General features: G+C 73.7%; 23 protein-coding genes and 1 pseudogene. 6 read left to right on the top strand and 18 right to left on the bottom strand.

Features of this window, described 5'->3' with window-relative positions; all coding sequences use genetic code 11:
• Window positions 1-79 precede the first annotated feature (79 nt).
• Window positions 80-367: a mycoredoxin gene (locus KRR39_RS01565; RefSeq protein WP_216940112.1), complete on the top strand. Its 288-nt coding sequence runs from the start codon at window positions 80-82 to the stop codon at window positions 365-367.
• 12 nt (window positions 368-379) lie between these two features.
• On the opposite strand, the gene nudC is transcribed toward KRR39_RS01565, so the two are convergent.
• Entirely contained in the window at window positions 380-1,288 is a 909-nt protein-coding gene (gene nudC / locus KRR39_RS01560) for an NAD(+) diphosphatase (RefSeq protein WP_254185436.1), read from the bottom strand.
• A 24-nt stretch (window positions 1,289-1,312) separates the two neighbouring features.
• Between nudC and deoD the strand changes: the two genes are divergently transcribed.
• Window positions 1,313-2,059 carry a purine-nucleoside phosphorylase gene (gene deoD, locus KRR39_RS01555; RefSeq protein ID WP_216940110.1) on the top strand — a complete coding sequence of 249 codons (747 nt, stop codon included), beginning with the start codon at window positions 1,313-1,315 and terminating at the stop codon, window positions 2,057-2,059.
• 75 nt (window positions 2,060-2,134) lie between these two features.
• On the opposite strand, the gene KRR39_RS01550 is transcribed toward deoD, so the two are convergent.
• From KRR39_RS01550 to moeZ, 14 genes and pseudogenes are all read right to left on the bottom strand, one after another.
• Complete coding sequence (locus tag KRR39_RS01550) at window positions 2,135-2,293, bottom strand: hypothetical protein (RefSeq protein ID WP_216940108.1); 159 nt, start codon at window positions 2,291-2,293, stop codon at window positions 2,135-2,137.
• A 97-nt stretch (window positions 2,294-2,390) separates the two neighbouring features.
• Window positions 2,391-3,029, bottom strand: coding sequence for a PD-(D/E)XK nuclease family protein (locus KRR39_RS24110; RefSeq protein WP_367303770.1), 639 nt, complete (start codon window positions 3,027-3,029; stop codon window positions 2,391-2,393).
• Between the two features lie 394 nt (window positions 3,030-3,423).
• Window positions 3,424-5,622 (bottom strand): annotated as a pseudogene (locus KRR39_RS01545) (ATP-dependent helicase); the annotation flags it as partial.
• Window positions 5,623-5,675: 53 nt separating this feature from the next.
• Window positions 5,676-7,322: a UrvD/REP family ATP-dependent DNA helicase gene (locus tag KRR39_RS24105; RefSeq protein WP_254185803.1), complete on the bottom strand. Its 1,647-nt coding sequence runs from the start codon at window positions 7,320-7,322 to the stop codon at window positions 5,676-5,678.
• An 85-nt stretch (window positions 7,323-7,407) separates the two neighbouring features.
• Window positions 7,408-8,988, bottom strand: a complete 1,581-nt coding sequence (locus KRR39_RS24100) for an ATP-dependent helicase (RefSeq protein WP_254185435.1) — start codon at window positions 8,986-8,988, stop codon at window positions 7,408-7,410.
• Between the two features lie 35 nt (window positions 8,989-9,023).
• A complete protein-coding gene (locus tag KRR39_RS01535; protein ID WP_254185434.1) occupies window positions 9,024-9,614 on the bottom strand; it encodes an antibiotic biosynthesis monooxygenase in 591 nt (196 codons plus the stop codon).
• 36 nt (window positions 9,615-9,650) lie between these two features.
• A complete protein-coding gene (locus KRR39_RS01530; protein WP_216940106.1) occupies window positions 9,651-9,953 on the bottom strand; it encodes an MGMT family protein in 303 nt (100 codons plus the stop codon).
• Between the two features lie 10 nt (window positions 9,954-9,963).
• Window positions 9,964-10,524: a hypothetical protein gene (locus tag KRR39_RS01525; protein WP_216940104.1), complete on the bottom strand. Its 561-nt coding sequence runs from the start codon at window positions 10,522-10,524 to the stop codon at window positions 9,964-9,966.
• Window positions 10,521-11,822 (bottom strand): DUF58 domain-containing protein, encoded by a 1,302-nt coding sequence (locus tag KRR39_RS01520; protein WP_216940103.1) that lies wholly within the window; start codon window positions 11,820-11,822, stop codon window positions 10,521-10,523. The genes KRR39_RS01525 and KRR39_RS01520 overlap by 4 nt, the downstream gene beginning before the upstream one ends.
• Window position 11,823: 1 nt before the next feature.
• Window positions 11,824-12,831: an AAA family ATPase gene (locus KRR39_RS01515; RefSeq protein ID WP_254185433.1), complete on the bottom strand. Its 1,008-nt coding sequence runs from the start codon at window positions 12,829-12,831 to the stop codon at window positions 11,824-11,826.
• Window positions 12,832-12,839: 8 nt separating this feature from the next.
• Entirely contained in the window at window positions 12,840-13,379 is a 540-nt protein-coding gene (locus KRR39_RS01510; protein WP_216940096.1) for a hypothetical protein, read from the bottom strand.
• On the bottom strand, window positions 13,376-14,083 hold the full coding sequence (locus KRR39_RS01505) for a DUF4129 domain-containing protein (protein ID WP_216940095.1): 708 nt from the start codon (window positions 14,081-14,083) through the stop codon (window positions 13,376-13,378). The genes KRR39_RS01510 and KRR39_RS01505 overlap by 4 nt, the downstream gene beginning before the upstream one ends.
• A gap of 116 nt (window positions 14,084-14,199) precedes the next feature.
• Entirely contained in the window at window positions 14,200-15,072 is an 873-nt protein-coding gene (locus KRR39_RS01500; protein WP_216940089.1) for a hypothetical protein, read from the bottom strand.
• 166 nt (window positions 15,073-15,238) lie between these two features.
• Window positions 15,239-16,453 carry an adenylyltransferase/sulfurtransferase MoeZ gene (gene moeZ, locus KRR39_RS01495; protein WP_216940088.1) on the bottom strand — a complete coding sequence of 405 codons (1,215 nt, stop codon included), beginning with the start codon at window positions 16,451-16,453 and terminating at the stop codon, window positions 15,239-15,241.
• A gap of 332 nt (window positions 16,454-16,785) precedes the next feature.
• Here moeZ and KRR39_RS01490 point away from each other — a divergent pair, with 332 nt between their 5' ends.
• From KRR39_RS01490 to KRR39_RS01480, 3 genes are read left to right on the top strand one after another with little or no spacing between them, the layout of a single operon-like run.
• On the top strand, window positions 16,786-17,415 hold the full coding sequence (locus KRR39_RS01490) for a TetR/AcrR family transcriptional regulator (RefSeq protein WP_254185432.1): 630 nt from the start codon (window positions 16,786-16,788) through the stop codon (window positions 17,413-17,415).
• A 56-nt stretch (window positions 17,416-17,471) separates the two neighbouring features.
• The gene (locus KRR39_RS01485; protein WP_216940086.1) at window positions 17,472-17,696 is read left to right on the top strand and encodes a DUF3107 domain-containing protein; all 225 of its coding nucleotides are present in this window, start codon (window positions 17,472-17,474) and stop codon (window positions 17,694-17,696) included.
• Window positions 17,693-17,968 carry a GlsB/YeaQ/YmgE family stress response membrane protein gene (locus KRR39_RS01480; RefSeq protein WP_216940083.1) on the top strand — a complete coding sequence of 92 codons (276 nt, stop codon included), beginning with the start codon at window positions 17,693-17,695 and terminating at the stop codon, window positions 17,966-17,968. The genes KRR39_RS01485 and KRR39_RS01480 overlap by 4 nt, the downstream gene beginning before the upstream one ends.
• A 49-nt stretch (window positions 17,969-18,017) precedes the next feature.
• Here KRR39_RS01480 and KRR39_RS01475 read toward each other — a convergent pair whose 3' ends face one another.
• Window positions 18,018-18,746 carry a ferritin-like fold-containing protein gene (locus KRR39_RS01475; protein WP_436972069.1) on the bottom strand — a complete coding sequence of 243 codons (729 nt, stop codon included), beginning with the start codon at window positions 18,744-18,746 and terminating at the stop codon, window positions 18,018-18,020.
• A 180-nt stretch (window positions 18,747-18,926) separates the two neighbouring features.
• Between KRR39_RS01475 and KRR39_RS01470 the strand changes: the two genes are divergently transcribed.
• Window positions 18,927-20,429, top strand: a complete 1,503-nt coding sequence (locus tag KRR39_RS01470) for a DEAD/DEAH box helicase (RefSeq protein WP_216942278.1) — start codon at window positions 18,927-18,929, stop codon at window positions 20,427-20,429.
• 61 nt (window positions 20,430-20,490) lie between these two features.
• On the opposite strand, the gene KRR39_RS01465 is transcribed toward KRR39_RS01470, so the two are convergent.
• Together KRR39_RS01465 and KRR39_RS01460 are read right to left on the bottom strand one after the other, a co-directional pair.
• A complete protein-coding gene (locus tag KRR39_RS01465; protein ID WP_216940080.1) occupies window positions 20,491-21,168 on the bottom strand; it encodes a L,D-transpeptidase in 678 nt (225 codons plus the stop codon).
• A 19-nt stretch (window positions 21,169-21,187) separates the two neighbouring features.
• Entirely contained in the window at window positions 21,188-21,955 is a 768-nt protein-coding gene (locus KRR39_RS01460) for a ParA family protein (RefSeq protein ID WP_216940079.1), read from the bottom strand.
• Window positions 21,956-21,983 lie beyond the last annotated feature (28 nt).

Here is a 21,983-nt window from a genome sequence, read left to right as displayed (position 1 = left end):
GGCGTTCTGCTGGGGTTCGACGAGGACGTGCCGTCGCACCGGCTCGACGAGATCAGCGTAGACGCGAGGAAGGACAGTCATGACTGCCCCTGCAACCGGTCCTGTGGACCAGTCCCCCACCGGCCCCGCCGTGACGATGTACTCCACCCAGTGGTGCGGGTACTGCCACCGGCTCAGGAGCCAGCTCGACCGCGAGGGCATCGCCTACGAGGTCGTCGACATCGAGCGGGTGCCCGACGCGGCGTTCATCGTGGAGCAGGCCAACGGGGGCAACCAGACCGTGCCGACCCTGGTCTACTCCGACGGCACCGCCCAGACGAACCCGTCCGTCGCGCAGGTCAAGGCGAAGCTCTCCGCCCTGGCGTGAGCCGGCCCGGCCTCACCAGGAGCCGGGCAGCGGACCGCCGTACCACGCCTCGACGAGGGACCGGCTGATCGAGATGCCGCCCGGCAGCACCAGGGTGCCGGCCTCGGCCTGCTCCTTCATCTCCGCACGGGTGAACCAGCGGGCGTCCTGGATCTCCTCGCCGTCGACCAGGATGTCGGTGGAGGTCGCACGGGCGAAGAACCCGACCATCAGGCTCTGCGGGAACGGCCACGGCTGGTTGCCGAAGTAGGCGACGTCGGTGACGTGCACGCCGGTCTCCTCGGCCACCTCGCGGATCACCGCCTCCTCGAGGCTCTCCCCCGGGTCGACGAACCCGGCCAGCGTCGAGTAGCGCCCCTCGGGCCAGGCCGCCTGCCGGCCCAGCAGCGCCCGCTCGCCGTCGGTGACCATCATGATCACCGCCGGGTCGGTGCGCGGGAACTGCTGGTGGTCGTTCTCGGCGCAGCGCAGCACGTGGCCGGCGGCCGTCGACACCAGCGGGCTGCCGCAGCGCGGGCAGAACCGGTGGGAGGCGTGCCACTCCGCCAGCGCCACCGCGTGCACCATGAAGCCGGCGTCCGGCTCGGGCAGCGTCGCGAGCACCGAGCGGAAGGCGGCCCAGGGGCCGTCGTCGGTGGGCTCCTCCACGACCAGGGCGAAGTGCGCCACCTCGCCGCGCATCCCGAGGAACAGCCGCAGCCCCTGGTCCGGCAGCTCGGCGGCGCCCTGCCAGCGCACCGTCCCGCCGGCCTCGTCGACCGGGAACCGGTTGCCCGCGACCGGCACGATCCGGCTGGCCGGGTCGGCCCAGGTCTCCTCCAGCCACGCGGTGTCGGTGCGCCGCTCGCCCACCCGGTCGTGGGTGCGCACGGACAGCGCGATGTCGGTGGAACCGGGGGCCGGGAACTGCGGGGAGGTCACGGTCCCGACCCTACGATGAGGCCCATGAGCACCCACATCGGCGCCGGTCTCGGCGAGATCGCGCCCCACGTCCTGCTGCCCGGCGACCCGCTGCGGGCGCGGTGGATCGCCGAGACGTTCCTCGAGGACGCGCGGTGCTACTCCGAGGTCCGCGGGATGTACGGCTACACCGGCACCTACCGCGGCGAACGGGTCTCGGTGCAGGGCTCCGGGATGGGGCTGCCCTCCCTGTCGATCTACGTCAACGAGCTGTTCCGGGAGTACGACGTGCAGACCGTCGTACGCGTCGGGTCGTGCGGGGCGCTCACCGAGGATCTCGCGCTGCGCGACCTGGTGATCGCGTCCGGGGCGTGCACGGACTCCTCGATGAACCGGATCCGGTTCGAGGGCCTGGACTACGCACCGGTGGCGGACTACCCGCTGCTGCGTGCGGCGCACGACGCCTTCGACGCGCGGGACCTCGACGTCGCGGCCCGGGTGGGGCTGATCTTCTCCAGCGACTCGTTCTACGCGGCGCGGCCCGAGCTGATGCAGCGGATGGTCGGGTACGGCGTCCTGGCGGTCGAGATGGAGGCGAGCGCGCTGTACACGCTCGCGGCGCAGCACGGGCGGCGGGCCCTGGCGATCTGCACGGTCTCGGACCACCTGGTCACCGGCGAGGAGACCACCGCGCAGGAGCGCCAGGAGACCTTCGAGGACATGGTCGCGATCGCCCTCGACGCGATGCTCGCGGTCCGGACCGCCGACCCCGCCCTGCACCGACCTCGCTGACCGAACGCGACCTGGGGGGTCACTCGTGCCCTCCGAGGTCGGAGGACCGTCCCCAGAGGTGAGCGGGAGCGCTCGTCAGGGGCGGCAGACCCAGCGGCAGTCGCGCAGGTCCCAGTAGCAGCCGGGCGGGTGCTTCCGGACGTGGTCGACGGGCTGCTCGGGCGGCTGCGGCTCGGTGGGCGCGGGCTGGGTCGGGAGCGTGCGGGCGGTGCGCTCCGGGGAGTGGATGCTCATGGAACCTCCTGCCCCCCATGGTCGACCTCTCGCGCGCCGAGTCCATGGCCCGACTGGACCACCCGGGCCTGGTCGGGCGACAGACCGGCGGCCCGGGTCAGGCCGGCTCGGTCGGCGCGCGGAGCAGGGCCTCGAGCCCGTCCCGGGCCGGAAGGTCCCCCGGCTCGACGAGGTCGCCGGAGCGGACGTAGTAGAAGGCCGCTCGGACCCGGTCGAGGGGGACGCCGGCCAGCTCGGCCCAGGCCACCCGGTAGATCGCGAGCTGGAGCGGGTCGGCGTTCTGGGCCCGGTTGGTCTTCCAGTCCACGAGCAGGAAGCCGTCCTCGCCGTCGACCCGGTCGGCGTAGACCGCGTCGATCCGGCCGCGGACCACTTGTCCGGCCAGCACCAGGGCGAAGGGCGGCTCGACGGCGACCGGGGTGCGATCGGCGAAGTCGCCCTTCTCGAACAAGCCGATCAGCTCGCGCAGGTCGTCGTCGTCGTCGATGTCGGCGTCGCCCCGGCCGGGCAGCTCGTCGGGGTCGACCAGCTCCTGCTGGCCGAAGCGTGCCTCCACCCAGGCGTGGAACCGGGTGCCGAACCGCGCCGACGGCGACGGCTTGCGAGGCATCGGCCGGGCCAGGTCGGCCGCGAGCCGGTCGGGATCGTCGCGCAACCGGGCCAGTGCCGTCGCGGACAGGCTCGAGGGCAGCGGCACCGGCACCTCGTCGGCGTGTTCGAGCCGGGCCTCGACCATCAGCCGCTCGAGCTCGTCGTCCCACTCCTGGACCCGGGCCGCCTCGACCATGTCCAACCCGTCGTCCGCCGTCGCCGTCTCGCCGGACGCGCGCCGGGCCACGGCCTCGAGCACCAGCTCGGCGGCACGCAGGCGGCGTTCCACCTCGCCGGCGTGCGCCTCCATCGGCCAGGGGCGGGCGGTGGGCACGGCGGCAAGGGGGGTTGGGTGACTTCTTGGCCGGCTTGTCCTGCCAGCGCTCGGGCTCCTGACCCCATCGCGCGAGGGTGTCGCGCAGCGTGTGCTGGTAGGGCGACGGGCCGAGCGGGGTGGTCCGGGTCGGGCTCCAGCAGTAGGACGAGACGACCAGCAGGTGCCGGGCGCGGGTCAGTGCGACGTACCCCAGCCGCAGCTCCTCCTGGAGCTCGTGGGCCCTGCTGTCGTCGCGGAACCGCTCGAGGTCGGCCCCGGAGCAGCCGGACAAGGACGGCAGGTCGACCGCGTCACCGCGCAGCTCGTTGGGCAGCACGGCCGGACCGGCCGTCCACTTGGTCCGCGAGGTCCCGCTCGGGAACTTGCCGTCGGAGACGCCCGGCAGGAAGACCGCGTCCCACTCCAAGCCCTTGGAGCGGTGCACGGTCAGCAGCTTGACCGAGTCCGCCTCGGTCGGGGTCGCCACGTCCAGACCGGACCCGTAGTCGTCCTCGGCCGCGAGGTAGGCCAGCAGGGACGGCAGGGTGACGGCGCCGTCGACGGCCTGGAACTCCGCGACAGCCTTGACGAACAGGTCCAGGTTGTCGCGCCGCGCCTGTGCCGCCGGGCTGACCGAGGAGGCGAGCTCGACGTCGATCCCGGTGGTGTCGACGATCCGCCGGACCAGGTCGAGCAGCGGCTCGCCGGCGTGGGCGCGCAGGTAGCGCAGCTCGCCCGCCAGCAACCGGAACCGTTCGGCCGCCTCCGGGGAGTAGTCGCCCTCACCCGGGTCCTCCAACGCGTCGCTGAGCGACACCACCTCGGTCGGGTCGGCACCGGCGACCGCGGCCTCGAGCTCCTCCCCCAGCGCCCGCAGGCGCTCGCGCTCCCGCGGCTCGCTGAACCGGGTCAGCTCCCGGGCCCGGCGACCGAGCAGCGCCAGGTCACGCGCGCCGAGCGCCCAGCGCGGCCCGGTCAGCAGGGTCAGCAGCTCGGCGTTGGCCGTCAGGTCGTGCAGCAGGGTGAGCGTGGCGACGACCTCGGCCACCTCGGGCAGCCGGAGCAGCCCCTGGAGGCCGACGATCTCCACCGGGATGTCGGCGCGGGTCAGCGCGTCGAACACGTCGGCGGCGTGCGAGTTGTCGCGGGTCAGCACACCGATCTCGCGCCACGACGGCTCCGTCATCGCCCGGTGCGCCGCCCGCACCTGCCCCGGCAGCCAGGCCAGCTCGTCGAGGTAGGTCTCGTGCACGGCGACCCGCACCGTGCCGGGCTCCGCGTGCGGCTTCGGCTCGAGCTCCCGCACCGAGGTGAACTGCGCGTAGAGCGGCGCGGCCAGGTCGTTGGCGGCCTGGAGGATGCGGGCGTCCGAGCGGCGGTTGACGCTGAGCGGGTACGTCGCGACGTCGGTCGACCCGTCGGCAGCCGGGAAGTCCGCGCCGAACCCGACGATGTTCGAGACCGACGCACCGCGCCAGCCGTAGATGGCCTGGTTGGGGTCGCCGACGGCGCTGACCGCATGGCCGGCACCGTGCGCGGGGTCCGGCCCGGAGAACAGCCGGCTCAGCATCAACGCCTGCGCCACCGAGGTGTCCTGGTACTCGTCGAGCAGCACGACGCGGTACTTGTCGCGCTCCAGGGCGCCGACCTGCGGTTGGTCGATGGCCAGCCGGGCACCGAGCTCGATCTGGTCGGAGAAGTCCATCAGCCCGAGCTCGCGCTTGAGGCGGCGGTAGGACTCGACGAGCCCGAGCAGCTCCTCGCGCCGCCCGAACGTGTTCAGCACCTTGGCCACCAGGGCCTGCTTGGTCTTGAGCGACTCGGTGGCCAGCGCCTCCTCGAAGGCGGGACGGCGACGGTCCTGGAACGCGCGTACGTCGTCGGGCTGCACCAGGTGCTCGCTCATGGCCGCGTCGAGGGCGAGCAGGTAGTTGATGACGGTCTCGGGGTGGTCGCTGAGCAGCTCGATCCGGCCACGGTGCCGGGCGATGACCCGGGCGGCGAGCTGGTAGCGCGACGCGTCCGCGACCACCCGGGTGTCCGGCTCGTGCCCGATCCGCAGCCCGTGCTCGGTGAGCAGCGAGGCGGCGTAGGCGTTGTACGTCGCCACCGTCGGCTCCTCGGGCTCCTCGTCCTCCCCGGCGCCGCGCGGGTCGGTCAGCCGCTCCCCCGGCGGCCGCAGGATGTGCGCGGCCCGGAGCGAGTCCCGGATGCGGGTGCCGAGCTCGTGGGTCGCCTTGGTGGTGAAGGTCAGCCCGAGCACCTCCTGGGGCGCGACCAGCCCGGTGGCCACCAGCCACACGACGCGCGCGGCCATCACCGTGGTCTTGCCGGACCCGGCGCCGGCGATCACCACCTGCGGCGCGAGCGGGGCGGTGACGGCGGCGAACTGCTGGTCGCTGAGCGGGTAGGCAGCGCCCATCAGCCGTTGCAGGCTCTCGGGGGTGTCCAGGCGCATCACGGGAGGGGAGCTCGTCACGAGAGCACCGTCCCGGCCGCCTTGGTCGGGCAGATCGCGTGGAACTGGCAGTGGTCGCAGTGCTTGCCGGGGGTCGCGTCGAACACCTCGCCGCGCACCACCTCCGCGGCCCGCATCAGCTGCAGCTCCACCGGGAGGCGTCCCTCGGCATCGGGCTCCTGCGGCTCCTGCTTCTGGACCTTCGCCCCGGTGACCCGCTCGACGCGCAGCTGCACCAGCTCGGCGCCGCCCGGCACACCAGGCCCGTCCACGGCGTCGGCGACGAGGTGGTCGACGGCGCCGTGGGCGACGGCGAACTGGTAGATGCCGAGCTGCGGGTTCAGTGGGAGGTCCTTGTCCGTGGGCGGGTACTTCGAGGTCTTGAGGTCGATGACCACGACCCGGCCGAGCTCGTCGAGCTCGAGTCGGTCGGCGTAGCCGTTGAGCCGGACCAGCTGGCCGTCGGGCAAGGTGACCTCCGCGGTGAGCCGCTGCTCGGTGGCCAGCACGGTGCGCGCCCCCGGCGAGGTGTGCCAGTCGAGGAACCGGCCGAGGGCCGCCGCGACCTCCTCCCGCTCGCGCGAGCGGGACCAGGGGGTGCGGAACGCGAGGTGGTCCCAGACGGTGTCCACGTGACCCATCAGCTCCCCGAGCAGCTCCTCGCGGGAACCGTCGCCGGCGGCGATCTCGCCCTTGGCGATCCGGTCGGCCAGCGTGTGCACGACGAGCCCGAAGCCCTGCGACTGGCTCGACGGCATCTCGCCACCGGCCTTGCGCTCCAGGAACCACTTCGCCGGGCAGCTGAGGATCCCGTCGAGCGAGCTCGCGGACAGCGTCACCGGCTCGTCGGACCGCTCGACGGGGACCGCGCAGACGCTGCGCGCCCGGGTGCCCCACCACTGACCGGGGTCGGCGGCGGCCACCAGGGGCTGGCCGCGGTGCGAGGACTGCGCCAGCACGGCGAGACGGTCGGCCGCCGCGCGGCGGAGCGCCGGGGAGGCGGTGGGCTCGGAGAGCGTGCGGCGCAGGTCCGCCACCAGCCCGTGCAGGGACAGCGGCCGCTGCGGTCGGCCCTGGAGGTGGCTGTGCCGGACGTAGCCGCCCGCGCCGTCGGCCTGGGCCGCGGCGGCCAGCTCGTCGACGAACCGGGACGGCTGCTCGCCGTCGTCCTCGGGGGACGCCACCGCGGTGACCAGCAGCCGCTCGCGGGCGCGGGTGCAGGCGACGTAGAAGAGTCGCCGCTCCTCGGCCAGCAGCGCCTGGCGACCCAGTGCCGGCAGGATCCCGTCGGCCCCGATCCGGTCCGCCTGCAGCAACGAGGACCGGCGTCTCAGGTCGGGCCAGCCCTCGTCCTGGACGTGCGCGACCACCACGAACCGCCACTCCAGGCCCTTGGACCGGTGGGCGGTGAGCAGCCGCACGGCCTCGCCGCGCACCCCCCGCTCGGCCAGGGTGTCGGCCGGGATCTGCTGGGCCCGCAACGACTCCAGGAAGCTGACCACGCTGGTGTGGCCGCGCTGCTCCTCGGTCCGGGCGGCGACCTCGAAGAGCGCACAGATCGCGTCCAGGTCACGATGGGCCAGGCGGGCGGCCTGGCCACCGAGGTCGACGCCGCGGCGGAGCCGACGGGGCCACTCGGTGCCGGACCAGAGCAGCCACAGCACCTCCTCGGCCGTGGAGCCCTCGTCGAGGAGCACCCGGCTGCGCTGCAGCAGCGTCGCGAGCGCCAGGGCCTTGGTCGCACCGCGCTCACGGACCCCGTCCAGCAGCTCGGGGTGCAGCAGGGCGCTCCGCAGCAGCTCCGGGGAGGAGCGCGCGACCGGACCGCTCTCCCCGTCCGGGACGTCGGGACTCTCCGCCAGCGCGCGCTTCTCCCGGGCCCGCAGCGCCCGGGCGAGCGACCGCACCTCGGTCGCGTCGAGCCCGCCCACGGGGGGAGCCGAGCAGCGCCTCGGCGCGGTCGGCACCGAAGTGGTCGAGGTCGGCCGGGTCGTCGTTGTCGAGGTCCACGACCGCCCGGAGCGCGTCGAGCAGCGGCAGCACCGCCGGCTCCTGGACCAGCGGGGTGTCGTCGCTGGCCACCTCGACCGGCACGCCGGCTGCCCCCAGGGCCCGCCGCAACCGCGGGATGCTGGTGCGGCCCGAGCGGACCAGCACCGCCATCTCCGACCACGGGACCCCGTCCTCCAGGTGCGCGCGGCGGAGCAGGTCGGCGACGTGCTCGGTCTCCGCACGCTCGGTGTCGAAGGTCAGCACGTCGGCGCGGCCGGCGCCGAACGACCCGGACCTGGCCTCGGGGTTCCGGAACGCCTCGAAGGTGGCCGCGTCGATGGAGCCGGTCGTGGCCAGCCCGGACACCACGGCCCGGGAGAGCCGCAGCAGCCGGGGGCCGAAGCGCCGGGTGACCCGCAGCGCCACCGTGGGCGCACGGCTGCCGTCGCGCTGCGGGAACGCCTGCGGGAAGTCCAGGATGCCGCGCACCTCGGCACCGCGGAACGCGTAGATCGACTGGTCCGGGTCGCCCACCACGGTGAGGTTGCGCCCGTCGCCGGCGAGGGCGCGCAGCAGCCGCACCTGGCTCGGGTCGGTGTCCTGGTACTCGTCGACGAACACGTGCCCGAACCGAGCCCGCAGGTCAGCCCGGATCGCCGGTTGCTCGGCCAGCAGCACCGCACGGTAGATCAGCTCGGGGTAGTCGATGGAGCTCTGGTCGTCGAGGATGACTTGGTACTGCTGCATGAACCGGGCCGCCGCGACCAGCTCGGGTGCCCCGGCGTCCTCCCCCAGCACCTTGAGGTCGAGGGGGTCCAGGCCCTTCTCGCGGGCCCGGGCCAGGACGGCCTGCACCTCGCGCGCGAACCCCCGGGTCGCCACGGCCTGGTCGAGCGCCCGCGGCCACAGCTCGTCCTCCCGGCTGCCCGCGAGCAGCTCCTGCAGCACGACGTCCTGCTCGGGCGCGGAGAGCAGCCGCAGCGGGGCGGCGTACAGCTCGGCGGTGGAGTAGCGGCGGACCAGGCCGTAGGCGAAGGAGTGGAACGTCGAGCTGAGCGTGGTCGCCATCGTGCGCCCGAGCCGGGCGGTGACCCGGTCGCGCAGCTGCTCGGCGGCCTTGCGGCTGAAGGTCAGCGCCAGCACGGACTCCGGCCTCGCGCCGCCCCGCTCGATGCGGTCGACGATCGCCTCGACGAGCGTGGTGGTCTTGCCGGTGCCGGGTCCGGCCAGCACGAGGAGCGGCCCGCCCGGGTGGTCCACGACCGACTGCTGGAACTCGTCCAGGACCGGCGGTGCCACGGGAGCGGACCGGTCGAGGGACAGCCGGTACGTCGTCACGGTGCCATCACATCACCGACGGCCGACAGAACCGGTCACCGCCAGGGGGCACGTCGCCCGTGCAGCCACCAGTCCAGGCGGCGGGTGAGCTGCGGGAGCACGAGGTAGGTCATGACCGGCGTCATCAGCAGCGTGGTGACCAGCACCCGCGGCACGATCGACAGCCCCGGGGCGAACCGGCCGAGCAGCAGCCCGGCGAGCAGGCTCAGCGGGAAGAAGGCGGTCCAGATCATCACCGCCTGCTTCCACCGCGGCGGCGCCGAGGGCAGCGGCCGGAGGTCCTCGACGTCGTGCTCGAGGGGCTCGTCGAACCACCCCTCGATCCCGGTACGACGCTCCCGCAGCGACTCACCGACCAGGCCCTGCGCCGACCCGAGCCACCAGGCCCGCTGGTCCGAGGCCTCCCACGCACCCAGGGACGCGGCGCTGTCGAAGCGGTAGAGCATGTGCCACTCGTCGGAGGCCACGCTCGGGCGCACCCAGCCGGTGCCGAGGAACCCGGGGAACCGCTCGGCCAGCGCGGACCCGGCCCGCACCCAGGCGATCATCTGGTCGACCCGGTCGGGCTCGACGTGCCGGGTGATGGACACGGTCACGGGCAGGTCGGCGGCGGTGGAGAGACTCACCGGGCCAGGGTAGGAGCCCGGCGTTGCGGGCAGGTTTCAGGGGCGGAAGTCGCCGAAGAACGCCTGTGCCATGTCCATCCGGCCGGCGCTGCGCAACGGGGTGCCCTCGTCGAGGTAGTGCGCCCGGGCCTCCTCGTCGTGGCTGGGCGGCAGCGACCCGTCGGCGCGCACGACCCGCCACCACGGCACCGAGCCGCCGTACGTCGACATCACCCGGCCGACCCGCCGGGGACCGCCGTACCCCACCGCCTCGGCCAGCGTCCCGTAGGTCGTCACCCGGCCCGGCGGGACCTGCTCCACGAGGCTGAGCACCGCCTCGACGTACGCATCGGGATCCATGCGCGGCAGCCTAGCCAGGCCGGTCCTCCCCCGGCCGGACGGTCAGCCGGACGGTCAGGAAGCCGACCCAGCCGAGCAGCACGAGCAGCGCCGCGCCGACCGCGAGCGCGTCCGGCGGCAGGTCCAGGAACGCCACCGCCCCGGCGGCCAGCCAGACCAGCACGCCGGCGCCGAGGCAGGCCGCCGCACGCGTCCGCCACCGGGCCAGCAGCGCCCGGTCGAGCACCAGACCCGGCGGCCCGTACGACGCGAGCGTGCACGCCAGGTGCCCCGCGAGCAGGGCGGCGGCGGCGACCGGCGTCCACAGGTCGAGCCCGGGGTCCGCGAGCATCCACAGGACGCCGAGGTAGGCCACCAGCCCGAGCGGGGCGTGCGAGTCGGGGGCCAGCGCGACCACCACGGCCAGCAGCACGCCGGCCGCGGTGAACACCGGGTGGAACACCCCGCCGGCGAGCGGGACCACCGCGAGGAACCCGCACGGGGCGGCCAGGGCCACGGCCCGGAAGAGCCGCTGCTGCGGGCTGGAGAGCGCCAGGCGGTCCAGCACCGCGCCCCCGCCGGACCGGGTCACGACCGGCCCGCCGTCGCCCGCGTGCCGCGACGGCCCAGTCGGCGCAGCACCTCGTCGAGGGTGCCCGGCCCGCGCCAGGCGACCACCGGGGTCCCGGAGCGGCGCAGCCGGCCGAGCAGCGCCTCGCGCTCCAGCAGCCGCATCCGCCAGGCCAGCGCGAGCCGCTGGTCGTCCTCCATCGCGACGTCCGCGGGCAGGCAGTCCACGACCACCACGTCGAGGCCGCGCGCGGCGAGGGTCGTGGTGGCCGCCACCGCGACCTGGGACAGCATCGGGGAGAAGACCAGCACGATGCTGCCGGCCGGCACCTGGAACCGCATCCGCGCCGGGTCGACGTCGCGGCTCTCCCCCGGTACGACGCGGGCCAGGGTGTCCAGCAGCCGGCGCAGGTGCCGGCGTCCCGCGGCGGTGTGCACGGCGGTGCGGCCGGTCGAGCCGAGGACCCGCAGGCCGACCCGGTCACCGCGGACCAGGTAGTGCTCGGCGACGGCCCCGGCCGCGCGCACCGCGACGTCCAGCGTGCTCGCGGCCCCGGTCACGCCACCGCTCACCCCCACCTCGACGCCGCTGTCCACCAGCAGCAGCACGCTCGCGTCCTCCTCGGCGACCGTGCTGGTGGCGTGCAGCCGGCCGGTGCGCAGGCTGACCCGCCACTGCACGCGGCGCAGCCGGTCGCCCGGCTGGAACGGCCGGATGCTCTCGAACTCCGAGCCGTCGCCGCGGCGCCGCGCGGGGTGCTGCCCGACCAGGCCGATCGGGTGCGGGGACGCCGCGCGGCTGTCGAACCGGCCGGGCTGCGGCAGCGTGGTGAGGTGCTGCGGGGCCACCGGCAGCGGACCCCACAGGTACCCCGCCCACGGGCTGGTCGCGGCTACCAGGCCGTCGCCGACGGGGCGCCGGCCCCAGCGCAGGCTGGCCACCGGGACCGCCAGCTCGAGCCGGTCGGCGTCCGCGGCGAGCGTGCCGTCGGTCATGCCCGGGGCCGGCCGCGCCACCAGGTGCCGGTGCGGGGTCAGCGCGAGCACCGCGTGCTCCACGTCGTCGGCGCGGTCCAGGCGCACCCGGACGGTGGTGCCCTCGCCCTCGCGCACGTGGTCCGTGCCGAGAACGGCGTCGCCGGACCGGGGCACGGTGGTGGCCCGCCGTACGACGGCGGCGACGGCGTGCACCAGCAGCGGCGCGGCGAGCACCAGCAGGTCCGGCCGGCCCATCACGACGGCCGTCAGCGCCAGCGCCGACGAGCCGAGGGCGGCCCGGACCAGCGAGGGGGTCGGGTGCCAGGTGCCGCCGTGCAGCACGTCAGCCCCTCGGCCGCTCGAACCCGGCGCCGCCCTCGCGGGCACCCGGCGTCTCGACCTGGGAGAGCACGCTGCGCACCACCGTCGAGCCGTCCACGTCGCTCATCCAGAGCTCGGGCTTCACCGAGATCCGGTGGCCGAGGACCGACGGGGCGACCGCCTTGACGTCCTCGGGCACGACGTAGTCGCGCCCGCCGATCACGGCGTACGACCGGGCGGTGAGCATCAGCGCCAGGGCTCCCCGCAACGAGGACCCCATCTGCACGTGGGGGTGCTCCCGGGTGGCCGAGGCCAGCGCGACGCAGTAGCGCCCGACGCTCTCCTCGACGGTGACCGTCTCGATCGCGGCCTGCATGCCGAGCAGCCCGGCCGCGTCGGTGACCGGCTCGAGCACCTGGGCCTCCTGGCGGCGGTCCAGCCGGCGCCGGAGCACGTCCCACTCCTGGTCCCGGGTCGGGTAGCCGAACGACACCCGCATCAGGAACCGGTCGAGCTGCGCCTCGGGCAGCGGGTAGGTGCCTTCGTACTCCACCGGGTTGGCGGTGGCCAGCACGTGGAACGGCGCCTCGAGCGGGAACGTCTGGCCCTCCACGGTGACCTGGCCCTCCTGCATCGCCTCGAGCAGCGCCGACTGGGTCTTGGGCGGCGTCCGGTTGATCTCGTCGGCGAGCAGCAGCCCGGTGAACAGCGGGCCGGGGCGGAAGTCGAACTCCGCGGTGCGCTGGTCGTAGACGAAGGAGCCGGTCAGGTCGGCGGGCAGCAGGTCCGGGGTGAACTGCGCCCGGGCGAACCGCAGGCCGAGGGTCTGCGCGAACGACCGGGCGGCCAGCGTCTTGCCGAGGCCGGGCAGGTCCTCGATCAGCACGTGCCCGCCGGCCAGCACGCCGGCCAGCACCATCACCAGGGCGGTGCGCTTGCCGACCACCGCCCGCTCGACCTGGTCGAGCACCTGTGCGGCCAGCCGCGAGGCCTCCGCCGGGGTGGGGCTGCCGGGCTGGGGAATGCTCACAGGGCTGCTCACAGGGCCTCGATCCGGGAGAGGAGTACGTCGATCTGCCGCGGGTCCATCCGGGGGTGGGGAGCCCGCTGCCGGGCGAGCGCGACCAGCTCGGGCCCGAGCAGCGCTGCGGCCCGGTCCGGGTCGACGCGCCAGCTCACGCCGTGCGCGGCCATCAGCCGCTGGTCGGCGAGCTCGCACAGGTGCCGGTGCAGCACGTCGCCGACCTCGCGGGCGTCGAGGTGCTGAGCCACGACCCGGGTCAGCAGGGCCAGCCGGGGGTCCTCCCCCGGCGGGCGGACCGGGTCGTCGTCGGCGAGGTCCCACCGGGGCGCCTCGCTGTGCAGCCCGGCGTCCAGGAACAGCCAGAGCGTGGTCGCGAACGCCGCGACGGTGAGGCCGAGCAGCAGCCCGTCGGGCCGGTTGCCCTCGAGGAAGGCGATCACCACGAGCACCGCCCAGAGCGCGAAGGCCAGTCCGATCCTCGCCGTCCAGCGGGCGCGGGCCTCGGACCGGTCCGGTGCCGACGCGGTCGACGGCACCGGCTCAGCGGTGCTCACCCGACCGTCCCCGGGGCGCGCAGGTCGTCGCGGAGCTGCGCCAGGGCGGACCGGGCGTCGTCCCGGGCGGTCTCGCCGAGCTCGTGCTCGGAGAACCGGGCCTCCCGGTAGAGCGCGGCCAGCGAGCCGATCGCCCGGGGGTCGAGGTCGAGGGTGTGCAGCGCGCGCACCACGAACTCGGTGGAGGTCTCGGCGGGGCCCGGTGGCAGCCCGGCCTCGGTCGCCACCTCCTGGAGCCGCAGCCAGCAGGCCACGATCGCGTTGCGCGGGCTGCCGTGGTCGACGGCCAGCACCTGGGCGTCGGCGTCGGCGCGCATCGCCTCGACCAGCCGGTCCGGGAGCACGTCGAAGTCCACCTCCTGCGGCCGCTCGGGGGCGCGCCACCGGTGCAGCCAGCCCCAGCGCAGCACCAGGAACACCAGCACGCACACGGCGAGCAGCAGCGCCGTCGCGATGACGTTGCCGAGCCAGGACAGGTCGACCTGCTGCTGGACGCCCTTGGTGATCTCGCGCGCCGAGGAGCCGGGCGTGACCTCGGCGGTCTCGCTCGGGGTGGGCGGCGGGACGAACAGGTAGCGCCGGCCTGAGTCGTGCAGCATCCGGACCGGGCCAGTGGCGGCCGCCCAGACCAGCACCAGCAGCCCGACCACGACGACGGTGGGCAGCAGTGCCGCCCCAGCCGGTGCTCGTCGTGTCCCCGTCACGCCCGGAGCCTAGTCCTCGGCCCACCCGGCCGGGTCTCGTTCGCATCACGAAGACCGGCCCCGGGAACGACGTCGGGCCCGGACCCTGGGACGGTCCGGGCCCGAGCGGTCAGGGGTCAGAGGATCGGTGCGAACGGCTCCGTGCCCTCGACCAGGTCCAGGCCGGCGATGCCGGAGCTCGCCTGTGCGTAGGCCAGCTCCTTGCCCAGGTCGCCGACGCCGTTCGACCCGGCCAGCGGCGCGAGCGCCACCGTCGAGAGCACGCCGAGGGCCTGGCCGTCGGCGTTCATGAACCCGCTGCCGGAGTCACCGGGGATGCCCGGCGTGACGGTGTAGACCGGGTGCGACCAGCCGCCGTCGGCCGCGTCGTCGCCGAGGCTCGCGCCGGAGTGCGGCTTGAGCTGCTCGACCCCGGCGCGGAGGCTGGAGTTGCCGTAGGTGTAGACGCGGTCGCCGGCCGCCGTACCGTCGGTGTCGATGCCGGTCGGGCCGCCCCAGAACGGGACCGAGGGGTTCACCTTGCCGGCGTCGGCGCTGTCGACCTTGACGAGCGCCAGGTCGTTGTAGGCGCAGGTGTTGGTGTCCTTCTCGCCGTTCTTCTGCATGGTCAGCCAGCTGCTGTAGGCGAGCGTGCCGGTGCCGACCTGGGTGCCCTCGTCGACCAGGCTGCCGCCCTCGTTGAAGGTCACCTCGGTCCCGAGCGGGAGGGACTGGGTGCTGCAGCCGTCGGTGTCCGTGGCGGCCCCGGTGCCGGCGCAGTGCGCGGCGTAGCCGACGTAGGTGTTGCCGGCACCGTCGGTGTAGACGAAGTTCGCGGTGCACTGCGCGCCGTCGGTGTACATCATCGTGCCGGGGTGGATCTCCGCGGTGGCGGCGGGTGCGTAGCCCGCGGCGGCCTGGACGGGAGCGGTGGTGGCGGCGATCCCTGCGGCGGCGACCAGGAGGCCGGCGCCGGTGGCGGCGAGGGCGCGGGTCCGAGACTTCTGCATGTGGGGTTCCTTCCCGAGGGGTTCCGGTGTCACCGGGTCCAACGAGCCGATGAGGCGGAGGTCACGCCCCGACGGCGCCCGAGGGACGCCGAAGGCCCCCGCGGAGCGTGTCCACGGGGGCCTTCGGGACGCTCCGGCGGGCTGCCGGAGCGGGGGGACGTCTGCGTCAGTACGACGGCTGCGACGGGTCGATCTGGTTGACCCAGGCCACCACGCCGCCACCGACGTGCACCGCGTCGGCGTAGCCGGCACCCTTGGCGACGGCCAGCGCCTCGGCCGAGCGCACGCCGGACTTGCAGTGCAGCACCAGCTGCTGGTTGTTGCTGGTCAGCCGGGACAGCTCGTCGAAGGCGGACCCGTTGAGGAAGTCGCCCTTGGGGATCAGCACCGAGCCGGGGATCCGGTTGATCTCGTACTCGTTCTGCTCGCGGACGTCGACCAGCACGAAGTCGCGCTCGCCGTTCTCGCGCTCCTTGAGCATCTGCTCGAGCTGGGTCACCGAGATCGTCGAGCCCGCGGCGGCGTCGGCGGCCTCGTCGGAGATCGCCCCGCAGAACGCGTCGTAGTCGATCAGCCCGGTGACGGTGGGGTTCTCCCCGCACAGCGCGCAGCTCGGGTCCTTGCGGACCTTGAGCTTGCGGTACTCCATCTCGAGGGCGTCGTAGATCACGAGCTTGCCGACGATCGGGTCACCGATGCCGGTCAGCAGCTTGATCGCCTCGTTGACCTGGATCGACCCGATGGAGGCGCACAGCACGCCCAGCACGCCGCCCTCGGCGCACGAGGGCACCATCCCCGGCGGCGGCGGCTCGGGGTAGAGGCACCGGTAGCAGGGCGCCTCGGCGCCCTCGAGGGTCGGCCAGAACACCGACGCCTGGCCGTCGAACCGGTAGATCGAGCCCCACACGTAGGGGATCTTCAAGAAGTACGCCGCGTCGTTGACCATGTAGCGGGTCGCGAAGTTGTCGGTGCCGTCGACGATGAGGTCGTAGCCCTCGAAGACCTGCAGCACGTTGTCGTTGTCGAGGCGCTCGTTGTGCACCACGACGTTGACCAGCGGGTTGGTCTCGGCCAGCGACTCCTGCGCGGAGATCGCCTTGGACTTCCCGATGTCGCTCTGGCCGTGGATGACCTGGCGCTGCAGGTTGGACTCGTCGACCTCGTCGAACTCGGCGATGCCGAGGGTGCCGACGCCGGCGGCGGCGAGGTACAGCAGCGCGGGGCTGCCGAGACCACCGGCGCCGATGACCAGCACCTTGGCGTTCTTGAGCCGCTTCTGCCCGGTCATCCCGACGTCGGGGATGATCAGGTGGCGGCTGTAGCGGCGGACCTCGTCGATGGTGAGCTCGTCAGCGGGCTCGACCAGGGGTGGCAGGGACACGAACTCTCCTCGGCGCATCTGGGGTGTGACTCCGGGCGTAACGCGCCGGACCCTCGCCATGTTCCCCGAGGTGGCCGGACCTCACGTGCGCGTCCCGGCATGCAGACGGCCCACAGGGCCACGTGCGGACCGCGGCCCCCCTCGGTCACACGCCCCCAGGTCGCGTGACCGACGGAGACCGCGGTGACGGTTCCTACTGTCCGCGAAGGCGTACGACGCCCGCGAGACCGCCGCGGACCATTTCGCCCGGCGAACGGCTGCACCCGGCTGGCCGAACGGCCGACGAGACCTGGCTCACCGGGGGTGGCGTTACCGCAGAGTAGGCTCTGCGCGTGACCACGACGCACGACCAGAAGCCCCGCGGCGGCCGGATGCCCCGGACGGCCCGGCGCGCCCAGCTCCTCGAGTCGGCGCTGGAGGTCTTCGTCGCGCAGGGCTACCACGCCGCCGCGATGGACGACATCGCCGAGAAGGCGGGCGTCTCCAAGCCGGTCCTCTACCAGCACTTCCCGGGCAAGCTCGACCTCTACCTCGCGCTCCTGGACCAGTCCTGCGACACGATCATCCACGCGTGCAACGAGGCGCTGGCCTCCACCGACGACAACAAGATGCGCGTGACCGCGACGATGCACGTGTTCTACGACTACGTGTCCTCCGCGCAGGGCGCCTTCCGGCTGGTCTTCGAGTCCGACCTGACCAACGAGAGCCCGGTCCGCGAGCGCGTCGACCGGGTCACCCGGGAGTGCGCCGAGGCGATCGCCGAGGTGATCCACGAGGACACCGGCCTCCCCGGCGAGCAGTCCCGCCTGCTGGCGGTGTCCCTGGTGGGGATGGCCCAGGTCAGCGCGCGGTTCTGGCTGGACACCGGCCACGACATCTCTCAGGAGGACGCCGCTACGCTCGTCGCAGGGCTGGCCTGGCGGGGCATCCGGGGATACCCCCGCTCCGACGAGCAGCCCTGACCCGCATCCCCCACGACGAAGCAACCAGACACAGCGACACAACAGGAGGTCCTCCGGTGGAGGTCAAGATCGGCGTGCAGAACACCAACCGCGAGCTCGTGGTGGACTCCTCGCAGTCCGCCGACGAGGTCGAGAAGGCCGTGTCGGCCTCGCTCAGCGGTGAGAGCAAGGTGCTGGTCCTCTCCGACAGCAAGGGCCGCAAGGTGATCGTCCCGGCCGACAAGCTCGCCTATGTCGAGATCGGCACGTCGACGACGGGTCAGGTCGGCTACCGGTCGTGACCGTCGGCACGATCCTGTTCTACCTGATCGTCGGCACCGTCGTCGGTCTGCTCGGGAAGTTCGTCGCGCCCGGCAGCCGGGACAACATCCCGCTGTGGCTCACGATCGTGTGCGGCGTCGGCGGCATGCTCGTCGGTGACGTGATCTACCGCGCCGCCGGCGGCAACGGCAGCCGCGGCCTGGACTGGACCCAGGGCCTGGTGGCGGTGCTGACGGCCGCCGTGCTCGTGGCCGTCGCCTCGACCGTGTCCGGCCGGCGCGCCCGGCGCTGACCCTCTCCACCGTCGCTCCGCCCCGTGCGCCCCGGGTCTCCCGGGGCGCTCAGGCCGAGAGGCCGAGCGACTCCATGCGCTGGGAGTGGTTCTCGGTCAGCCGGGTGAACAGCCGCCCGATCGCGGCCAGGTCCATCCCGGGCCGGTCCACGCCGCCCGCGAGCAGCGCGGTCAGCGCGTCCCGCTCGGCGGCGACCCGCTGCGCCTGGGACAGCGCCTCCCCCATCAGCCGCCGTCCCCACAGGGCCAGCCGGCCGCCGACCCGGGGGTCCTTGGCGATCGCGGCCCGGACCCGGTCGACCACGAACCGGGACTGGCCGGCGTCGGAGAGGCTCTCCACGATGATCGTGCGGGTGTCGGAGTCCAGGAACGTGGCGATCTCCCGGTAGAAGTCGCCGGCCAGGCCGTCCCCGACGTAGGCCTTGACCAGCCCCTCGAGCCAGTCGGAGGGCGCCGTACGCGCGTGGAAGGCGTCGAAGGGCACCTGGAACGGCGCCATCGCCTCGAACGGCTGGGCCCCGAGCTCGGTGAGCCGCTGGCTCAGGCCCTCGAAGTGCGCGAACTCGGTGCACGCCATCCGGGCCAGCTCGACCTTGTCGGCGAGCTCCGGGGCCATCTTGGCGTCCTCGCTGAGCCGGTCGAACGCCGACATCTCGCCGTAGGCGATCGCGCCGAGCAGGTCGACCACCGCCGCGAGGTAGACGGGGTCGGAGAAGGCCACCGGCAGGTCGCCCGCCGCCAGCGTCGGCCGCGGGGCGCCCGGAGTGTCCAGCGGCAATTCAGTCATACGGCCAGCCTACCGATAGACTCACCGGCGTACCGCCGTCGAGTGCACGACGCACCGCGCCCCACCCGGGCCGTGGAGCGGGAGCTTCTCTGGCGGGTTTCCAGACGCCCAGCGCTGAACGTTGTGCCCAACAGAACAGGCAAGATCCTGACTACCTTTCGAGAGCTCGGGGTGCTCCCCGAGATCGCAGACGCCCTCGAGCGCGTCGGCATCGTCACCCCTTTCCCGATCCAGGAGATGACCCTGTCGGTCGCCCTGATGGGCACCGACCTGATCGGTCAGGCGCGCACCGGCACCGGCAAGACCCTGGCCTTCGGCATCCCGGTCCTGCAGCGGACCCTCTCCCAGCACGACGTCGACTACTCCGACCTCGCGGCCCCCGGCAAGCCCCAGGCACTGATCGTCGCGCCGACCCGTGAGCTCGCGCTCCAGGTCTCCAACGACATGTCGGTGGCCAGCGCGGACCGCGGCACCCGGGTCCTGACCGTGTACGGCGGTGTCGGCTACGACAACCAGCTCGACACGCTCAAGGCCGGCGTGGACGTCGTCGTCGGCACGCCGGGACGGCTGATCGACCTGATGAACCGCCGGGCCCTGGACCTCTCGCACATCAAGGTGCTGGTCCTCGACGAGGCCGACGAGATGCTGGACCTCGGCTTCCTGCCCGACGTCGAGCGGCTGATCGCCAAGACCCCCGAGACCCGCCAGACGATGCTGTTCTCGGCCACCATGCCGGGCGCCATCGTCTCCCTGGCCCGCACCCACATGCGGCACCCGATGAACATCCGCGCCGAGTCCGGCGACGCGCAGCAGACCGTGCCGGCCACCGCGCAGTTCATCTACCAGGTCCACGACCTCGACAAGCCCGAGCTGATCGCCCGCATCCTGCAGGCCGAGAACTCCGGGCTCACCATCGTGTTCACCCGCACCAAGCGCGCGGCGCAGCGGGTGGCCGAGGACCTCGACGACCGCGGCTTCGACGCCAGCCCGCTGCACGGCGACATGCAGCAGGTCGCCCGCGAGAAGGCGCTCGCCCGGTTCCGCGAGGGCAAGCTCCGGGTGCTCGTCGCCACCGACGTGGCCGCCCGCGGCATCGACGTCGCCGACGTCACCCACGTGATCAACTACAGCTGCCCCGAGGACGAGAAGACCTACGTCCACCGGATCGGTCGCACCGGCCGCGCCGGCGCCACCGGTGTCGCGGTCACGTTCGTCGACTGGGCGGACGTCACCCGCTGGAAGACGATCAACAAGGCGCTCGCGCTGCCGTTCGACGACCCGGCCGAGACGTACTCCACCTCCGAGCACTTCTTCCACGACATGGGCATCCCCCCGGGCACCAAGGGCCGGCTCAAGCCCGAGAAGCCGGCCGAGCCGCGCGAGAAGAGCTCCTCGGCCGGTCGCTCCGGCGGCCGGTCCGGTGGTGGCGGCGGCCGTGGCGGCTCGTCAGCTGCCGAGGGCGCTCCCCGCGAGGACCGTCCGCGTCGCAACCGCAGCCGGACCCGCAGCGGCGAGACCGTCGACTCCTCGGCGTCCGCCGCACCGGCGACCGCGGCGACCCCGGCCGCCTCCGGGTCGGACACCGCCACCGAGGGCGGCGACCAGCCGGCCCGCAGCCGCAACCGTCGCCGTCGGCGCAGCGGCAGCAGCTCGTCCTCGCAGGCCGCCGAGTAACCCCGGGTCGTCCGGTTGAGCGTGCGCTGGGGCGCGCCCGCGACCGGACGACCCGACTGGCTCAGGCGACGACGACGACCGGGGTGCCGACCGGCGCGAAGTCCCACAGCGCCTTGGCGTCCGGGCGCCACTGCCGGATGCAGCCGTGGGACTGCGGCGTGCCGAGGTCGTCGCGGCCCTGGACCAGCGCGTGGTCGAGCACCGGGATGTCGTGGAAGCCGATCGCGGCGTTGTCGCCCTGGGTGAACCGCACCATGTAGCGCATCGTCCCGGAGTCGTCGACGCCGATCGCGTGCAGCGACTTGGAGTAGACCGAGTAGCTGCCCGGGTGCAGGTTGTCGGTCACGCTGCCCGAGACGAGGTAGGTGCGACGTACGTCGTCCGACCCGCCCACGAGCCAGACCCGCTGCTCCCCCATCGCGAACACGATCCGCCGACCGGACCCGCTGTTGACCGGCAGGGTCGGGACGGGCACCTTGGCGGTGGCCTGCTCGCCGCGGGCACCGGCGCCGGGGACGGCTTCGTCGCGGGTGGCCGCGGCCGGCTTGCCGTCGGGCTGCACCTGCTGGCGGCCCGGCAGCCCGGCCGCCGCGACGGCGGTGCCCTGCTCGGAGGGCAGCACGCCCATCCCGCCGAGGACCGCGACGAGCGTCACCGCGAGCGCGCCGGCGGCCGCGCCGAGGCGCTTGTAGCGGGGGCGGGCCGACGGCCCGCCGTGTCCGTCACGGAGGCGTCCCATGACGGGCATGCTAGACCGGCTAGCGGCTGCGCTTGGTGAGGCCCGCCGCGACGGCGCGGTATGCGTCGGCGCCCCGGTGGGACCGGCTGGTCCCCAGGATCGACCGCCCGGCGGCCGGCGCCTCCGCGAAGCGGATCGACTTCGGGATCGGCGGCTCGATCACGTCGAGCTGGTAGGTCTCGGAGATGTTCTCGAGCACCGCGCGGGCGTGGTTGGTGCGCCCGTCGTACAGGGTGGGCAGCACGCCCCACACCTCGAGCTTGCGGTTGGTGAAGCGCCGGACGTCGTGCACGGTGTCCAGCAGCTGCCCGACGCCGCGGTGCGACAGCGTCTCGCACTGCAGCGGGATCAGCACCCCCTGGGCGGCGGTCAGGGCGGCGACGGTGAGCACGCCCAGGGACGGCGGGCAGTCCAGCAGCACCCAGTCGTACTCCAGGTCCTCGAGCGCCATCTTCACGACGTGCTCGCGGCCGGTGCGGGTCAGCAGGTCGGCCTCGGCGCGGGCCAGCTCGATGGTGGCCGGCAGCAGGTCGACGCCGTCGTCGGTCGCGACGATCACCTCGGTGGCGTCCAGGCCCTTGGTGAGCACGTGGTGCACGGAGAGCTCGAGGTCCTCGGGGTCGATCCCGAGCGAGAACGTCAGGCAGGCCTGGGGATCGAGGTCGACCAGCAGCACGCGGTGGCCGAGCTCGGCCAGTGCGGCGCCGAGGGAGGCGACGGTGGTGGTCTTGGCGACGCCACCCTTCTGGTTGGCGACCGCGAGAACCCGGGTCTTCGAGGCGGACACGGGACCATCATGCCCGAGGCGTGTTGCG

The sequence above is a fragment of the Nocardioides panacis genome, assembly GCF_019039255.1.
Taxonomy (GTDB): Bacteria; Actinomycetota; Actinomycetes; order Propionibacteriales; family Nocardioidaceae; genus Nocardioides_B; species Nocardioides_B panacis.
Note: the sequence above shows the minus strand (reverse complement) of the source record. Positions and strands in the feature narration are given on the sequence as shown.

What these genes read in the sequence shown, in the direction of transcription:
- KRR39_RS01565 (WP_216940112.1), top strand. Translation starts at nt 80, where the DNA reads ATGACTGCCCCTGCAACCGGTCCTGTGGACCAGTCCCCCACCGGCCCC.
- deoD (WP_216940110.1), top strand. Translation starts at nt 1,313, where the DNA reads ATGAGCACCCACATCGGCGCCGGTCTCGGCGAGATCGCGCCCCACGTC.
- KRR39_RS01550 (WP_216940108.1), bottom strand. Translation starts at nt 2,293, where the DNA reads ATGAGCATCCACTCCCCGGAGCGCACCGCCCGCACGCTCCCGACCCAG.
- KRR39_RS24110 (WP_367303770.1), bottom strand. Translation starts at nt 3,029, where the DNA reads ATGGTCGAGGCCCGGCTCGAACACGCCGACGAGGTGCCGGTGCCGCTG.
- KRR39_RS01530 (WP_216940106.1), bottom strand. Translation starts at nt 9,953, where the DNA reads ATGGATCCCGATGCGTACGTCGAGGCGGTGCTCAGCCTCGTGGAGCAG.
- KRR39_RS01500 (WP_216940089.1), bottom strand. Translation starts at nt 15,072, where the DNA reads ATGCAGAAGTCTCGGACCCGCGCCCTCGCCGCCACCGGCGCCGGCCTC.
- KRR39_RS01465 (WP_216940080.1), bottom strand. Translation starts at nt 21,168, where the DNA reads ATGGGACGCCTCCGTGACGGACACGGCGGGCCGTCGGCCCGCCCCCGC.